Annotated in this window: 14 protein-coding genes, 2 pseudogenes and 1 other annotated feature; of the genes and pseudogenes, 9 read left to right on the top strand and 7 right to left on the bottom strand. The window is 50.3% G+C overall.

Features of this window, described 5'->3' with window-relative positions:
* Nucleotides 1–10: 10 nt before the first annotated feature.
* The 5 genes and pseudogenes from HP572_RS07870 (at nt 11) to HP572_RS07850 (ending at nt 5,781) form a co-directional block, all read left to right on the top strand.
* Nucleotides 11–1,303, top strand: coding sequence for an ABC transporter substrate-binding protein (locus HP572_RS07870; RefSeq protein WP_039469249.1), 1,293 nt, complete (start codon nt 11–13; stop codon nt 1,301–1,303).
* A gap of 246 nt (nt 1,304–1,549) precedes the next feature.
* Nucleotides 1,550–2,272 carry an oligogalacturonate-specific porin KdgM family protein gene (locus tag HP572_RS07865; RefSeq protein ID WP_039496091.1) on the top strand — a complete coding sequence of 241 codons (723 nt, stop codon included), beginning with the start codon at nt 1,550–1,552 and terminating at the stop codon, nt 2,270–2,272.
* A gap of 334 nt (nt 2,273–2,606) precedes the next feature.
* Complete coding sequence (gene paeX / locus HP572_RS07860) at nt 2,607–3,560, top strand: pectin acetylesterase PaeX (RefSeq protein ID WP_240585275.1); 954 nt, start codon at nt 2,607–2,609, stop codon at nt 3,558–3,560.
* Between the two features lie 80 nt (nt 3,561–3,640).
* A pseudogene (locus tag HP572_RS07855) lies at nt 3,641–4,147 on the top strand (metal-dependent hydrolase); the annotation flags it as partial.
* Nucleotides 4,148–4,386: 239 nt separating this feature from the next.
* Entirely contained in the window at nt 4,387–5,781 is a 1,395-nt protein-coding gene (locus HP572_RS07850; RefSeq protein WP_039275127.1) for an L-cystine transporter, read from the top strand.
* Nucleotides 5,782–5,878: 97 nt separating this feature from the next.
* On the opposite strand, the gene osmE is transcribed toward HP572_RS07850, so the two are convergent.
* The gene (gene osmE, locus HP572_RS07845) at nt 5,879–6,208 is read right to left on the bottom strand and encodes an osmotically-inducible lipoprotein OsmE (protein WP_010297828.1); all 330 of its coding nucleotides are present in this window, start codon (nt 6,206–6,208) and stop codon (nt 5,879–5,881) included.
* A gap of 225 nt (nt 6,209–6,433) precedes the next feature.
* On the opposite strand from osmE, the gene nadE reads away from it, so the two are divergent.
* The 4 genes from nadE to HP572_RS07825 all read left to right on the top strand — a co-directional run bounded on the left by nadE (nt 6,434) and on the right by HP572_RS07825 (nt 10,645).
* A complete protein-coding gene (gene nadE / locus HP572_RS07840) occupies nt 6,434–7,258 on the top strand; it encodes an ammonia-dependent NAD(+) synthetase (protein ID WP_240585273.1) in 825 nt (274 codons plus the stop codon).
* A gap of 88 nt (nt 7,259–7,346) precedes the next feature.
* The gene (gene yddG, locus HP572_RS07835; RefSeq protein WP_240585272.1) at nt 7,347–8,234 is read left to right on the top strand and encodes an aromatic amino acid DMT transporter YddG; all 888 of its coding nucleotides are present in this window, start codon (nt 7,347–7,349) and stop codon (nt 8,232–8,234) included.
* 131 nt (nt 8,235–8,365) lie between these two features.
* A complete protein-coding gene (locus HP572_RS07830) occupies nt 8,366–10,084 on the top strand; it encodes an ABC transporter ATP-binding protein (protein WP_039509227.1) in 1,719 nt (572 codons plus the stop codon).
* Between the two features lie 135 nt (nt 10,085–10,219).
* A complete protein-coding gene (locus HP572_RS07825; protein ID WP_240585271.1) occupies nt 10,220–10,645 on the top strand; it encodes a nitrous oxide-stimulated promoter family protein in 426 nt (141 codons plus the stop codon).
* A gap of 60 nt (nt 10,646–10,705) precedes the next feature.
* Here HP572_RS07825 and ihfA read toward each other — a convergent pair whose 3' ends face one another.
* From ihfA to rpmI, 6 genes and pseudogenes are all read right to left on the bottom strand, one after another.
* Nucleotides 10,706–11,002: an integration host factor subunit alpha gene (gene ihfA, locus HP572_RS07820; RefSeq protein WP_009112984.1), complete on the bottom strand. Its 297-nt coding sequence runs from the start codon at nt 11,000–11,002 to the stop codon at nt 10,706–10,708.
* A 4-nt stretch (nt 11,003–11,006) separates the two neighbouring features.
* Nucleotides 11,007–13,395, bottom strand: a pseudogene (gene pheT, locus HP572_RS07815) (phenylalanine--tRNA ligase subunit beta).
* 14 nt (nt 13,396–13,409) lie between these two features.
* Nucleotides 13,410–14,393 carry a phenylalanine--tRNA ligase subunit alpha gene (gene pheS, locus HP572_RS07810; RefSeq protein WP_014915263.1) on the bottom strand — a complete coding sequence of 328 codons (984 nt, stop codon included), beginning with the start codon at nt 14,391–14,393 and terminating at the stop codon, nt 13,410–13,412.
* A 109-nt stretch (nt 14,394–14,502) separates the two neighbouring features.
* Nucleotides 14,503–14,628 (bottom strand) — a sequence feature (Phe leader region).
* Nucleotides 14,578–14,622 (bottom strand): pheST operon leader peptide PheM, encoded by a 45-nt coding sequence (pheM, locus tag HP572_RS07805; protein WP_106120997.1) that lies wholly within the window; start codon nt 14,620–14,622, stop codon nt 14,578–14,580. It overlaps the preceding feature by 45 nt.
* An 84-nt stretch (nt 14,629–14,712) precedes the next feature.
* A complete protein-coding gene (gene rplT, locus HP572_RS07800) occupies nt 14,713–15,069 on the bottom strand; it encodes a 50S ribosomal protein L20 (protein WP_005968887.1) in 357 nt (118 codons plus the stop codon).
* A gap of 43 nt (nt 15,070–15,112) precedes the next feature.
* Nucleotides 15,113–15,310: a 50S ribosomal protein L35 gene (gene rpmI, locus HP572_RS07795; RefSeq protein WP_010275699.1), complete on the bottom strand. Its 198-nt coding sequence runs from the start codon at nt 15,308–15,310 to the stop codon at nt 15,113–15,115.
* Nucleotides 15,311–15,340: the final 30 nt, after the last annotated feature.

The raw sequence follows: 15,340 nt of genomic DNA, 5'->3' as shown, positions 1-15,340 counted from the left end.
GTAGTAACCGATGAAAAAAGCGATCCTACACACGTTAATAGCTTCATCTCTGGCGTCATTAGTGGCAATGCCCTCTTTAGCCGCTGATAATGTTGAATTGAGAATGTCCTGGTGGGGCGGCAACAGCCGTCACCAGCAGACGCTCAAAGCCATTGAAGAGTTCCACAAACAGCACCCGAACATCACCGTGAAAGCGGAATACACTGGCTGGGATGGTCACCTGTCTCGTCTGACAACACAGATTGCCGGTAACACCGAGCCAGATGTGATGCAGACCAACTGGAACTGGCTGCCGATCTTCTCTAAAAACGGTACGGGTTTTTATGACCTGAACAAAGTGAAAGATACGCTGGATCTGACACAGTTCGAACCGAAAGAACTGCAAAGTACCACGGTAGAAGGGAAACTGAACGGTATTCCAATTTCCGTTACAGCTCGCGTCTTCTATTTCAACACCGAAAGCTGGAAAAAAGCCGGTCTGGAATATCCGAAAACGTGGGACGAGCTGTTGAACGCCGGTAAAGTGTTCAAAGAAAAACTGGGCGACCAATACTACCCTATCGTATTGGAACATCAGGATTCTCTGGCACTGCTGAACTCTTATATGGTTCAGAAGTACAACATTCCAGCGATTGATGTAAAAGGTCAGAAATTCGCCTATAGCGATGCACAATGGGCTGAATTCTTTGGCATGTATAAGAAGTTGATCGACAGCCATGTCATGCCTGATGCGAAATACTATGCGTCTTTCGGTAAGAGCAACATGTATGAAATGAAGCCATGGATCAACGGCGAGTGGTCTGGTACTTATATGTGGAACTCCACAATCACTAAGTACTCTGACAACCTGCAACCACCAGCAAAACTGGAATTGGGTAGCTACCCAATGCTGCCAGGTGCAAAAGATGCCGGCTTGTTCTTCAAACCAGCACAGATGCTGTCTATCGGTAAGTCAACCAAGCATCCTAAAGAGTCTGCTCAGTTGATCAACTTCCTGCTGAACAGCAAAGAAGGTGCTCAGGCTCTGGGTCTGGAACGTGGTGTACCGTTGAGTAAAGCCGCTGTGGCTCAGCTGACTGCTGATGGCGTGATCAAAGATGATGCACCAGCCGTTGCCGGGTTGAAACTGGCGCTGTCTCTGCCGCATGAAGTTGCTGTTTCCCCTTATTTCGATGACCCGCAAATCGTTTCTCTGTTTGGTGATACCATCCAGTCTATCGATTACGGTCAGAAATCTGTGGAAGATGCTGCGAAATACTTCCAGCGTCAATCTGAGCGTATTCTGAAACGCGCAATGAAATAATGCTGTACCCGTTTTAGACGGTAATTCATCCCTGCCGCACTGACGGCAGGGATTTTTCATTTAAATTAAAACAACCGCGATATTCAATTCGATCTCCCTCACAATTTGAAACCCCATTTTACTTTTTGTTACCCAAGACGATCTCGATCACAGAACGTAGTTTAATAATAAATAAAATAGAACTTGTCCCAAAAAGCATAATGCGTGTTTTTATTAGAGATATCCTAACCAATAGGGAATATAACAATGAAAGTTAAATTACTAGCTCTGGCAGTTACGTCATTAATTAGTGTGAACGCAATGGCTGTAACGATCGATTACCGTCATGAAATGAAAGATACGCCAAAGAATGATCACCGCGATCGTCTGTCAATATCTCACCGTTTTGATAATGGCTTTGGTATTTCTGCCGAGGCAAAATGGCGTCAGGCAAATAATGATAATACCCCTAACAAGCCTTACCATGAAACCGTAAGTAATGGCACTGAAGTCGTTGCCAGCTATGTGTATAAAATTAATAAAATTTTCCAAGTTGAACCTGGTTTCTCTTTAGATTCAAGTTCAACCTCTAACAATTACCGCCCTTACCTACGTGGACGTGCCGCAGTCACCGATGATTTCTCCGTTTCTTTCCGCTATCGTCCATACTATTTAAGAAATAGCGGACTGAATATTGGCAAAGCAAACAGTGACCCTTCTGTTGAAAAGGGCTACAACTTAACAACAGTATTAAGCTATAAATTCCTGAAAGACTTTCAGATTGATTATGAGTTAGATTATAAAAAGGCGACTAAAGCTGGAAAAACTCTTTACGACAACGACAATGATAACTTCGATCATGACGTAAAACTTTCTTATAAATGGGATAAAAACTGGAAACCATATACAGCGGTGGGTAACGTAGCTGAAGATGGAAAAACAGATCGTCGTCAGACTCGTTTCCGTGTTGGTGTGCAATACAGCTTCTAATAACAACCTTATTGTTTAAATAAGCGTTATGAGTTAGAAAAAGGGATGTTAGCGTTAATTGATTCAATCAATTTTATCATTAACGTCCCTTTATTATGATGTTCGTCGTAGGTTAAGCAAGTTAGTTACGTTTCGTTGTTACATGTAGTGTCGTTAAATGCGTTTTAGCTGTTGAAATTGCTGTGTCTGATTTACCCTCTTCGTGTATGAATGTTATTTCTTTATTAAAGTTTGCGGTTCAGGGTAGTCATTTTTTCTCCGATGTGATGGCTACCCTATTTTTTACCATTGCCCAACGATTTACCCCCTCCTTCCCTTTGTCAGGTGATCTATCATGATTGTTCGTTCTCTGCTTGTCGGGGCCATTATGATGTCTGTAAATGGATTAAGTTACGCCCAACCTGTTTTTCCTGTCTGGCCACACGGCGAAGCGCCAGGTGCCTCTTCGTCAACGGTACAGCCGCAAGTGGTCGAGCGTAGCAAAGACTCCTCTCTTCCCGATCGGGCAGCAACCGGGATTCGCAGTCCCGAAATTACCGCTTATCCAGCAGAGAAGCCAAATGGCATGGCTTTGCTCATTACGCCTGGCGGTTCTTACCAGCGCGTCGTGTTGGATAAGGAAGGCAGCGATCTGGCACCGTTCTTTAATCAACAGGGCTATACCCTTTTCGTGATGACCTATCGCATGCCCGGAGAAGGCCATAAAGAAGGCGCTGACGCCCCGTTAGCCGATGCCCAGCGTGCAATCCGAACCCTGAGAGCCAACGCCGAGAAGTGGCACATTGACCCACAGCGTATCGGTATTATGGGATTCTCCGCCGGTGGTCATGTTGCGGCCAGCCTTGGAACCCGATTTGCACAGTCCGTTTACCCCGCGACGGATGCCATTGACAGCGTAAGCGCACGCCCTGATTTCATGGTACTGATGTACCCCGTCATTTCGATGCAGGCGGATATTGCGCACGCAGGCTCGCGTAAACAGCTAATCGGCGAACAGCCAACGGCAGCGCAGGTGCTGCGTTATTCTCCAGAGAAGCAGGTTACCGCGCAGACGCCCCCCACGTTTCTGGTGCATGCCGTTGACGATCCGTCAGTGTCGGTTGATAACAGTCTGGTGATGTTCAGCGCGCTACGGGAAAAACAGATCCCCGTCGAAATGCATCTGTTTGAGAAAGGGAAACACGGTTTCGGCCTGCGCGGCACCAAAGGACTCCCTGCGGCTGCCTGGCCTCAGTTGCTGGATAATTGGTTGCGTGTTTTACCCGTAAGTAACGAACAGCCGAAATAAATCATTACGTCGTCACCGCTTCCGCAGGCAGGGATAATCTCTTATACTGTATAAAATAACAGTTTTATTTGAGAAGTTTCATGACTGCGGAAGGACACCTGCTGTTTTCTGTTGCCTGCGCGATTCTGGCTAAGAAAGTTGAGTTATCGCCTGCGCTGGCTACCGGAGACTGGTGGCACATTATTCCCGGTGCACTCCTTACCGCGCTGCTGCCCGATATCGATCACCCCAAATCCGTCCTCGGGCAGCGCCTGAAGTGGCTTTCTTCGCCCATTGCCCGCCTCTTTGGCCACCGCGGGTTTACACACAGCCTTCTGGCCATCGCCGCCGGTATTTTCTTTATTCAGACACGCCTGCCGCCAGACTGGCCAATTCCGAGCGATGCCTACCATGCCATGATCGTCGGTTATCTGAGCCACATTCTTGCGGATATGTTGACGCCCTCTGGCGTTCCCCTGCTCTGGCCCTGTCGCTGGCGTTTCCGCTTGCCGATTTTAAACAGCCAAAAAGGCAATCAGTTGGAACGCTTTCTGTGTCTTGCCTGTATCGTTTTTTCGCTATATCAGCCACAAAAGAATCTGGATTGCTGCACCTATGAGCAGTCATTTCGCTTTTTACAGTCCGCGCAAACCTATCTCTTTCAATACGTGAAGTAACAGCGTTACCTACCGTCAGACATATCCCTGTAACATGATGGCAAAAGACCTGCTATCCTGTGCGCGTTTGTTATTTTTCATCGCAAAAAATCACGCTACCTTCGCCGATCTCCATTACCGCGCGAGATCGTGGCAGCGTGATGCGATTCACTGATAGGGAGCAAAGCCGGATGAATTTTCCGCTACTCATAAATATTCTGCTATTTGTCGTATTACTGCTCGGATTAGGTTACGCCAGCCGTAACCCATCCTGGAGTCTGGCAAAGAAAGTGTTGCTGGGTTTGGTTGTCGGGGTGCTATTTGGTCTGGCACTGCATCTGATTTATGGTGGCGACAACCCGGTTGTTAAGCAGTCCATCTCATGGTTTAACATCGTAGGTAATGGCTATGTGCAGCTGTTACAGATGATCGTCATGCCGCTGGTCTTTATCTCCATCCTCAATTCCGTTGCCAAGCTGCATAATGCCTCATCATTAGGGAAAATCAGCGTGTTGACGCTTTCTACCCTGTTGATCACCACGCTGATTTCCGCGTTGGTCGGCGTTTTTGTGACTAACCTGTTTGGCCTGACGGCTACCGGTCTGGTGCAAGGTGCGCAAGAAACCGCGCGATTAACGGCGATTGAAAGTAACTATGCTGGTAAAGTCGCTGACCTGAACGTGCCTCAACTTATCCTGTCATTCATTCCTAAAAACCCGTTTGCTGAGCTGACTGGCGCGAACCCGACGTCTATCATCAGCGTCGTCGTCTTCGCCGCGTTCCTTGGCGTTGCGGCGTTACAACTGCTGAAAGATGACGCGGTCAAAGGCGAACGCGTTTTAACCGCCATTGACACGCTACAGTCTTGGGTGATGAAGCTCGTTCGTCTGGTGATGAAGTTGACCCCCTACGGCGTCATGGCGCTGATGACCAAGATGGTCGCCAGTTCTAACCTGCAAGACATCCTCAAGCTGGGCAGCTTCGTTGTCGCGTCCTATTTGGGTCTAGCGATTATGTTCGGTGTCCATGCACTGATTCTGTCGTTCACAGGCATCAATCCGGCACGTTTTTATCGCAAAGTCTGGCCGGTCCTGACGTTCGCGTTTACCAGCCGTTCCAGCGCGGCGACGATTCCACTCAGCATTGAGGCGCAAACGCGCCGCATTGGCGTACCGCAATCTATCGCCAGCTTTGCGGCGTCTTTCGGCACGACAATCGGTCAGAACGGCTGTGCGGGGCTTTACCCAGCAATGCTCGCCGTGATGGTCGCGCCAACGGTTGGCATCAACCCACTGGATCCTGTCTGGATCGCGACGTTGGTCGGTATTGTCACCATCAGTTCTGCTGGCGTAGCCGGCGTGGGCGGCGGTGCCACCTTTGCCGCGTTAATCGTTCTGCCCGCGATGGGGCTGCCGGTGACGCTTGTCGCGCTGCTCATCTCCATTGAACCGCTTATCGATATGGGCCGTACCGCGCTTAACGTCAGCGGATCCATGACGGCCGGTACTGTCACCAGCCAGTTGATGAAGCAGACGGACAAAACGGTTTTCAACGCACAGGATGACGCTGAGTTGACGCACCGCTAAGCCGCATTTGCTGCACAAAAGAAAACGCCGACGGCTGATGCTGTCGGCGTTTCTTTTATGCAGCTTTTCTAATAACGATATCGTGCCATCGGGCTAGTTAGCGCTGCGGGTTAGTATCGTAAGCCTGGCAGCTCTGGAAGCCTTTATTGAGAACGTGTCCCGTCTCGCCGTAGCTAACGAAATAGTTCTGCGCAGTACCATCGCGGTTTTTCAGCAAATAATCGCTACAGGTGCCTTTGGCATTTACCAGACGTTTTTCCACTCCGCTACCTGCGAGTTGATGAACCTGCTGCTTCGTCATTCCCACTTTTACATCTTTCACCACGGGCTCATTGACATAGCTTTCTGCCTTGTTATAAGCCGAACATCCCGCCAACATGACAGCACCTGCTGCCGCAATACATACCAGTAATCTGTTATTCTTCATCTCATCACCTCATTATTAATGGGTCACCCTAAGGCTAGTCGGCGGCGACCACTTTTTCAAATAATAACGCAGGGATGTAACATATTGGCCGATAGTCAAAAACGGGTTATCTATAGGGAAAATGACTACCTGACAGCTTGTTCTTTTTCTTCACGCCAATTCGTTTTACACTCAGGCAATCGTAATAATTCTTTTGCAGTATCAATAAGTTCAGGAGGGGATGGCATGTCATTACAAAACGACATTATCACTGCGTTGGGAGTGAAAAGCAGCATCGATCCAGCACAGGAAATCCGTGTTAGCGTTGATTTTTTAAAGAATTATCTGAATGCTCACCCGTTCGTTACGTCGTTAGTTTTGGGCATCAGCGGTGGTCAGGACTCTACGCTGACCGGCAAACTGTGCCAGACGGCTATCACGGAGTTACGCAATGAGACCGGAAATTCTCGCTATCAGTTCATCGCCGTTCGACTGCCTTACGGCGTACAGGCAGATGAAGCCGACTGTCAGGATGCCATCGCGTTTATCCAACCAGACCGCGTATTAACCGTCAACATCAAACCCGCGATTGAAGCCAGTGAAGCCACCTTACGTACCATTGGCGTAGAGCTTTCCGATTTTGTAAAAGGCAACGAGAAAGCCAGAGAACGCATGAAAGCGCAGTACAGCATCGCGGGCATGAATGCCGGGCTTGTCGTCGGCACCGATCATGCAGCAGAGGCGGTAACGGGCTTTTTCACCAAATACGGTGATGGCGGTACCGATATCAACCCAATATTCCGGTTGAATAAGCGTCAGGGTAAAGCGCTATTGCGAGAACTGGGTTGCCCTTCTCATCTTTATACCAAAGCCCCTACCGCCGACCTGGAAGAAGACCGTCCGTCTCTCCCCGATGAAGTCGCGCTGGGTGTGACCTATGAAAAGATCGACGACTATCTGGAAGGCAAGCAGATCGAGGCCAACGATGCGGCCATTATCGAAAACTGGTATCGCAAAACTGAACACAAGCGTCGTCCGCCGATTACCGTGTTTGATGATTTCTGGCGGTAACTCATCGCGATGAGCAAACCGGACGCAGATATTGGCGTCTGGTTTGCGCTTAGTTTCTTCTGCACAGACTTCATAACCAGGTATGAATATGACGTCACAGCGCGCTACGCTCACGGGCTTACTGGCGATCGTTTTATGGAGCACATCCGTCGGGCTTATCCGTAGCCTGACAGAAGCACTCGGTCCCATCGGCGGTGCGGCGATGATTTACTCCACCAGCACGCTATGTCTACTGGCCTTTTATGGTTTTCCCCGCATTAAAACGCTGCCCAGAATTTATTTATTCGCAGGCGGAGCGATGTTTGTCTGCTACGAGATATTTCTGTCGCTGTCCATCGGACTAGCGAGTAGCCGCATGCAGGCGATAGAAATAGGGATGATTAACTATTTGTGGCCCAGTTTGACCGTGTTCTTTTCTCTTTTTATCAATCAGCAGAAAAGCCGTTTCCTGCTCTGGCCCGGCCTTGCGCTCTCACTGGGCGGTATCGTGTGGATTATGAAAGGAGAAAGCGACTGGACACCAGAGCTACTGTGGAACAACATTCTTACTAACCCGCTAGCCTACAGCCTGGCGTTTTCTGCGGCCCTGACCTGGGCGCTCTACTGCAATATCACCAAGCGCTACGCGCAGGGGAAAAGCGGCGTCTCTCTGTTCTTTTTCGTCTCATCCCTCGTGCTATGGATTCAGTATTCCTTCAGTGCCGAAGGGGTGATTTCATTAACCCTACCGAGTTCGCTGCAACTGCTCTTTATGGGCACATCGACCGCATTAGCCTATTCCGTCTGGAATATCGGTATTCAGCATGGCAACCTGACGTTACTGGCAACCGCCTCTTATTTCACGCCCGTGCTTTCCACACGATTGGCCGCGCTCTGGCTCAATATCACGCCCGCTATATCATTCTGGCAAGGCGTCGTCATGGTCACTGCAGGTTCACTGCTCTGTTGGTATGCGACACGGGCCCCCACAAGCTGATCTGCTGCCGCACCCTGCTGTTTTCGTCTGGATTTACCCGCTAGCAAAAACCCTAATCTGCTCGCGGTCACATTCTTCACGCTAACCTGTTATAGTCATCCCCACATTTCGTTACCTAAAAATAGTCACACATGTTAAGGCGTTTCTTTTCCTACTATTCCCCTTACAAAGGGTTGTTCGTCCTCGACTTCGGCTGTGCCATTATTGCTGGCCTGCTTGAATTAGGGTTTCCGATGGCGATTAAAGCGTTCATCGACAAACTATTACCCGCTCAGGACTGGTCGCTGATCCTATTAGCATCGGTGGCGCTATTAGCGGTATACCTGCTGAATACCGCGCTGATGGCCATCGTCAACTATTGGGGACATGCGCTGGGTGTGGGTATTGAAACCGATATGCGGCGGCAGGCCTTTGAGCATCTGCAAAATTTGCCGTTCCGTTACTACGACAATATGAAGACCGGCCATATCATCACCCACGTCACTAAAGATTTGGAAGAAGTCGGGGAGATTGCCCACCACGGCCCGGAAGACCTCTTTCTCGCGATCATGACGTTTATTGGTGCATTTATCCTGATGGCGACAGTTCACCTGAATCTGGCGCTGCTGACAATCATTATCGTGCCTTTCATGACGTATCTCGTCAGCCGCTATGGCGCCCGCATGACGGAGACGTGGCGTCAGCTATTCGGTCAGGTTGGCAACTTCAACGCCCGCATTGAAGAAAGCGTGGGGGGTATCCGCGTCGTTAAAGCTTTTGCCAATGAAGCACATGAGAAGAAACTGTTCTCTAACGATAACGAAAACTACCGCCGCACCAAGTTGCAGGCCTATCGCATCATGACCGCCAGTATGACGCTCAGCTACCTCAGCACGCGCCTGATACAGCTTATCGTGATGCTGGCCGGTATTTGGTACGTGATTCAGGGCGAACTCAGTTACGGTGGTTTTATCGGCTTCCTGTTGCTGATTGAAGTGTTCTTCCGTCCGGTCGCCAAAATTACCTCGGTGTTGGAGAGCTATCCCAAAGGGATTGCGGGATTCAAACGCTTTACTCAGCTGATCGACACCGTTCCCGAGATCGCCGATGCTCCCGATGCGCATGATGCCGGGCCGCTGAAAGGCGATATCCGGTTCAATCAGGTTAGCTTTGGCTATTCTGCCGACCGTCCGATTCTGCGCAATATTGACCTGTCGATTCGCGCAGGAGAAACCGTAGCGTTTGTTGGCCCCTCCGGCGCGGGCAAAACCACTCTCTGCTCCCTTCTTCCCCGCTTCTACGATTTAACCAGCGGCGCCATCACCATTGACGGCATGGATATCCGCCAGATGACGCAGGCGTCACTACGCAGCCAAATCGGCATCGTACAGCAGGATGTTTTCCTGTTCGGGGGCACCATTCGGGAAAACATCGCCTACGGCAAACTTGATGCCAGCGATGACGAAATCATGGAAGCCGCACGACGTGCGCGGTTAGATGAGCTGATCGAGAATCTGCCTGATGGATTGGATACCGTGGTCGGCGAGCGCGGCGTTAAGCTATCGGGTGGGCAAAAGCAGCGTTTATCTATCGCACGAATCTTCCTGAAAAACCCGCCGATCCTGATTCTGGACGAAGCGACATCTGCGCTGGATACCGCGACAGAGCAGGCGATACAGCAATCGCTCAGCGAGCTTTCCGCAGGACGTACCACGTTGATCATCGCCCACAGGCTGGCAACCATACAGAACGCGGGACGCATTGTGGTGGTAGATAACGGCAGCATCATTGAGCAAGGCAGCCATCAGGTGCTGCTGGAGCAAAGTGGTATCTATGCCAGATTACATCAGGCGCAGTTCGGTCAGGCCTGATACAACCTTCCTCGGCGAGGGTTCTCCTCGCCTTTTTCTCTCTTATTTCCCACATAGATGTGACTTCAGAGGTTTTCCTTGCAATAAATTGCATTTAAAATACATCTATTATGATTTCATCAGGACATGACGCACATGGCGAGAAAACCCCTGGGAAAATACCGACAGCGGGAGATCCGTACCGTCGGATTGATGATCGAGCTGTATGAAAAGCATCATCCTGAAACCGGCGATAACGCGCAGCATAAAGACTTATTCAACTACGCCATCAAGCGTCTGGAACGCTGTCAATTCGGTGAAGATAAACCCGCGTGTAAGCATTGCCCTATCCACTGCTATCAACCCGCCCGACGTGAGGCGATCAAAGCGATTATGCGCTGGTCAGGGCCACGGATGTTGTTGCGCCACCCGATTCTGGCAATACGCCATTTAATTGACGATCATCGGCCAGTGCCAGACTATCCGAAAAAAGAGACAACGCCCAAAACGCCACATGGACGAGCAACGCGTTTAGCCTCGCAGCATACGGCACCAGCAGATACCGAATCGACTTTGAAATAGGAAAAATGAGGCGAATAAGATAGGAAAAGGCCGCTTGCGCGGCCTTTTTGGGTGACTCTGTTACTCTTTGGGAGAGGCGTTCTCTACCCTGCTTTTTAGCTTTTGCCCCGGACGGAACGTGACCACACGGCGCGCCGTAATCGGAATATCTTCGCCAGTTTTTGGGTTACGTCCCGGACGTTGGTTCTTGTCTCGCAAATCAAAATTGCCAAAACCTGACAACTTGACCTGCTCGCCATTTTCCAAAGCGCGACGAACTTCTTCAAAAAACAGCTCGACTAGCTCTTTGGCATCCCGTTTGCTCAGCCCGAGCTTCTCAAACAGGTATTCTGACATTTCAGCTTTAGTAAGCGCCATAGGTTCAATCCCTCAAGGATGCTTGGAATCGCTGTTTTAATGCTGCTACGCATTCTGCAACGGTAGCGGCAATTTCCTCTTCTGCCAGTGTACGCGTGGTATCTTGCAGGGTCAGACTGATAGCCAGACTCTTATAACCTTCCGCTACGCCCTTCCCTCGGTACACGTCGAATAAGTTTACGCCAACTAACTGATTTGCGCCAACTTTCTTACACTCGGCCAAAATATCGCCCGCAGGGACATTTTCAGCGACCACAACGGCGATATCGCGACGGTTCGCCGGGAAGCGGGAAACCTCGTTCGCCTCAGGCAATACGCGGTCTGCAACCTTATCCCACAACAGTTCGAACACCACGGTGCGCCCGTTGAGATCCAACTTGCGCTCCAGTTCTGGGTGAATAACGCCAATAAATCCAATGCGTTCTCCGCACAGATAAATAGCAGCACTTTGTCCTGGATGCAATGCCGGATTATTTTCGGCCTTGAATTCGATTTCAGACAGCTTGCCTGTCAATGCCAGCACAGCTTCCAAATCGCCTTTTAAATCATAGAAGTCAACGGCCTGACGCGCCAGATCCCAATGCTCTTCATAACGCGTGCCAGTAATCACACCCGCCAGCATCAGATCCTGACGAATACCCAGGTCAGCACTGGTGTCCGGTACAAAACGGAGACCGCTTTCAAAGAGGCGCAGGCGGCTTTGTTGACGGTTTTGGTTATACACTGCCGCGCTCAGCAAGCCGCTCCACAGCGATAAACGCATCACCGACATCTCTGCGGAAATCGGGCTCGGCAGGCTCAGCGACGCTTCATTAGGGTGGATTAATCCCTGAATTTTCGGGTCAACAAAACTGTAAGTAATTGCTTCCTGGTAGCCGTGATCGACTAATAATGTCTTCACACGCTTCAATGACAGTGACGCTTCGCGATGCGAGGTCATAATCAACGGAGCCTGAGTCGGAATATTCGGAATGTTGTTGTAGCCGTAAATACGTGCGACTTCTTCAACCAGATCTTCTTCAATTTCCATATCGAAGCGCCAGCTTGGTGCCGTCGCCTGCCAACCTGCATCGGTTTTCGCGACGTTACAGCCTAGACGCTGCAGAATATCGCTCACCTGCTCATCGGCAATCACATGGCCAATCAGACGATCCAGCTTTTCACGGCGCAGCGTAATCGTTGCGCGAGCTGGCAAATTTGCCTCGCTGGTCACATCAACGACCGGACCTGCTTCACCACCGCAGATATCAATCAGCAGACGAGTCGCACGTTCAATGGCTTTGTGCTGTAACGCCGGATCGACGCCACGCTCGTAGCGGTGAGATGCATCGGTGTGCAAACCGTGACGACGTGCGCGTCCGGTAATCGACAGCGGGTTGAAGTAAGCGCATTCCAGCAGAACGTTTTGCGTTTCTTCATTGACGCCAGAATGCTCGCCGCCAAAAATACCGCCCATTGCCAGCGCACTCTGCTGGTCAGCGATTAACCAGCGTATCCGCGTTCAGCTTCGCTTCGTTACCATCCAGCAGCGTCAGCGTTTCGCCTTCTGTCGCCATACGCACGATAATGCCGCCGTTGAGACGATCAAGATCGAACGCATGCATTGGTTGACCAAGTTCCAGCAGAACGTAGTTAGTCACGTCAACCACCGGATCGATAGAACGAATACCGCAGCGGCGCAGCTTTTCGCGCATCCACAGTGGCGTTGCCGCCTTAACGTTAATGCCTTTCACCACACGGCCTAAGTAACGCGGGCACGCCTGCGGCGCATCGACCTGAATCGGGAAGGTATCCTGAATCGTCGCAGCAACGGGCTCAATCGTCGGTTCATTCAACGCCAGCTGATTCAACACGGCCACATCACGTGCCACGCCGATGATGCCGAGGCAATCAGCACGGTTTGGCGTCACGCTGATTTCAATCGCGTTGTCATCCAGCTTCAGGTACTCACGAATATCCGTGCCAATCGGCGCGTCTAACGGCAGCTCGATGATGCCATCGTGATCGTCGGAAATGCCCAATTCGGAAAATGAGCACAGCATGCCTTCAGACGGCTCGCCACGCAGTTTAGCGGCTTTAATTTTGAAATCGCCCGGCAGCACGGCACCGACCGTCGCCACCGCTACTTTCAGGCCCCGACGGCAGTTCGGCGCACCACAGACGATGTCCAGCAGGCGATCGCCGCCGACATTGACTTTCGTCACACGCAGTTTGTCTGCGTTCGGGTGCTGCCCACATTCAACCACTTCACCAACAACCACGCCGTGGAATGCGCCAGCAACCGGCTCAACGCCATCCACTTCCAGCCCTACCATCGTGATCTGTTCAGATAGCGTTTCACTGTCAACCGCCGGGTTTACCCACTCGCGTAACCAGAGTTCACTGAATTTCATGATGTATACCCGCCTTACTTAAACTGTTTGAGGAAACGCAGATCGTTTTCGAAGAATGCACGCAGATCGGTCACGCCATAGCGCAGCATCGTCAGACGCTCCATGCCCATACCGAACGCGAAGCCGGAATACACTTCTGGGTCGATACCGACATTACGCAGGACATTCGGGTGCACCATACCGCAGCCCAGGACTTCCAGCCATTTGCCGTTTTTACCCATCACATCCACTTCAGCAGACGGTTCGGTAAACGGGAAATAAGACGGACGGAAGCGAACCTGCAAATCTTCCTCAAAGAAATTACGCAGGAAATCATGCAACGTACCTTTCAGATTGGTGAAGCTGATGTCTTTATCGACGATCAATCCTTCCATCTGATGGAACATCGGCGTGTGGGTTTGATCGTAATCGTTACGATAAACGCGACCCGGCGCGATGATACGGATAGGCGGTTGCTGCTTTTCCATAGTACGAATCTGAACGCCAGAAGTCTGTGTACGCAGCAGGCGTGTCGCATCGAACCAGAATGTGTCGTGGTCAGCACGCGCAGGATGGTGCCCTGGAATATTCAGCGCATCAAAGTTGTGATAATCGTCTTCGATTTCTGGCCCGGTTACCACGGAAAAACCCAGCTCGCCGAAGAAGGTTTCGATACGATCGATGGTACGGGTCACCGGATGCAAGCCACCATTTTCAATGGTGCGGCCCGGCAGGGAAACATCGATGGTTTCTTGCGCCAGACGCGCATTTAACTCAGCGGATTCCAGCATGTGCTTACGGGCATTCAGCGCGTCCTGAACATCTTGCTTAGCCTGGTTAATGACAGCACCAGCCGCAGGGCGCTCTTCAGCCGGCAACTCGCGCAGCGAGGTCATCTGAAGGGTTAAGTGACCTTTTTTGCCCAGATATTCGACACGCACATTTTCCAGTGCGGCAACATCCTGAGCCTCTTCTATAGCTGTTCTGGCTTTGGCAACCAGCTCTGCGAGATGTGGCATTGTGTTCCTCTTTTTCTGCCTATGTGGCCAACGGTCATGATTGAAGAATGTCGTTTTACTCAAAACGATAAATGTTACTAAAAACAAGAGTAAAAAACCGATTATTGTAAACAAAAAAGCCTCCCTATGGGGAGGCTTAAGCGCTACTTTTCGTTTCTTTTCTTACGCGCAAAGCCCCCTGAATTCAGGCGCTAAAGTAAAAAAAGAAACGGAAAATAGCAGCGTTCATACTTGCGTTACCTTTGTCTTATCAATAATAAAAACGAAACGTGTAGAGCTCGACGAAAAGAGGGAGCCAAAGCTCCCTCTCTCAACTGACTTACGCCAGTGCTGCTTTCGCTTTTTCGACCAGCGCGCTGAACGCTAACTTATCGAATACTGCGATATCAGCCAGAATCTTACGGTCAATTTCAACAGAGGCTTTTTTCAGGCCGTTGATGAATTTGCTGTAAGACAAGCCGTTTTGGCGAGCTGCCGCATTGATACGTGCAATCCACAGCTGACGGAATTGACGTTTACGTTGACGACGGTCGCGGTAAGCGTATTGGCCAGCTTTGATTACTGCCTGGAAGGCAACACGATAAACACGCGAACGGGCACCGTAGTAACCTTTCGCTTGTTTCAATATTTTCTTGTGACGTGCACGGGCAACTACACCACGTTTTACGCGAGCCATATGCTCTCTCCTAAAGTCTTATTCTGAATTAAAAAAAGGTTACTTATGCGTACGGCAGACATGCGATAACAAGACCCAGATCCCCTTTGGAGACCAGACCTTTTGGACGCAGGTGACGTTTACGCTTAGTTGACTTTTTGGTCAGAATATGACGCAGGTTAGCATGCTTACGCTTAAAACCACCGCTTGCGGTTTTTTTAAAGCGTTTAGCGGCGCCACGTACTGTTTTAATCTTTGGCATTGTTATTTCCACTTCGCATTGTTAATAAAA

The sequence above is a fragment of the Pectobacterium sp. PL64 genome (assembly GCF_022477975.1).
Taxonomy (GTDB): Bacteria; Pseudomonadota; Gammaproteobacteria; order Enterobacterales; family Enterobacteriaceae; genus Pectobacterium; species Pectobacterium jejuense.
Note: the sequence above shows the minus strand (reverse complement) of the source record. Positions and strands in the feature narration are given on the sequence as shown.